Raw genomic sequence first — 876 nt, forward strand, 5'->3', positions numbered from 1 at the left:
TAAAATCAGGGCGAAGCCCTGGATGTATCGGGGATTTATTCATGAAAAAACGGATCATTTCGGCTTTGGCTGTGCTGATGTCTGCCGCTGTGTGGGCGGATGCACCCTTGTCCAGTCAGATGGACTCCTACCTGGTCACTCACGAAAACGGCAAGGAAGTTGTTGTTGAAGCTGAGCAGGCCAGCCCTGGAGATATTGTCGAATACCGTCTTACCTACACCAATAATAGCGATCAGCCGCTTTCCGGCCTGGTAATCACCGGCCCAATCCCTACCAACACGGTTTATCTCAAAGACAGTGCTGCCACCCAGGTGAGCGCCGATTTCACCGTCAGCATTGATAACGGCGACAGCTTTCAGGCTGAGCCGGTAACCAAAACAGTCACTGGCGAAAATGGCCAGTCCAAGAACGTCGAGGTTTCTCCCAGCGACTACACCCAGGTGCGTTGGCAGCCGAAAGGCAGCCTGCAGCCTGACCAGGTGCAGCAATATCGCTATCGGGTAACGGTGCAGTAGCACCGGGAGAAACAGACGGGGGATCGAAAGATCCCGGGAAGTCTTGTGCGAGCGGCTTGATCGTCAGCGATCGGCCGCATGGGGAGGGGCGGACCGCTCGTGAATAACGAGGGGCCGCTCTCGCAAGGCTTTCGAAACCGAGGGTAATCCAAAACACAATCCATTAAAGGAATGAAGCCATGAAACATGCCTTCAACAAGGGCGTGTTGTCTTCGAAAATGGCCGCATCCCTTGTGTCTGGGGGTCTACTGTTTGCCGCAGGGCAAGCATGGGCGCTGACTGACGCAGGGACGGACATCAAGAACAAGGCAACCGTTACCTATGAAGATGCCAACGGCAACAGCTACTCCGCACAGTCCAA

General features: G+C 54.8%; 2 protein-coding genes. Both read left to right on the forward strand.

Annotated elements, in window-relative coordinates; all coding sequences use genetic code 11:
- Positions 1–41: 41 nt before the first annotated feature.
- Positions 42–515, forward strand: a complete 474-nt coding sequence (locus tag A3754_RS00925) for a DUF11 domain-containing protein (RefSeq protein WP_063518607.1) — start codon at positions 42–44, stop codon at positions 513–515.
- Positions 516–694: 179 nt separating this feature from the next.
- A partial coding sequence (locus A3754_RS00930; protein ID WP_156496651.1) for a hypothetical protein occupies positions 695–876 on the forward strand: 182 nt, incomplete at its 3' end.

This window comes from Alcanivorax sp. HI0083 (genome assembly GCF_001635175.1).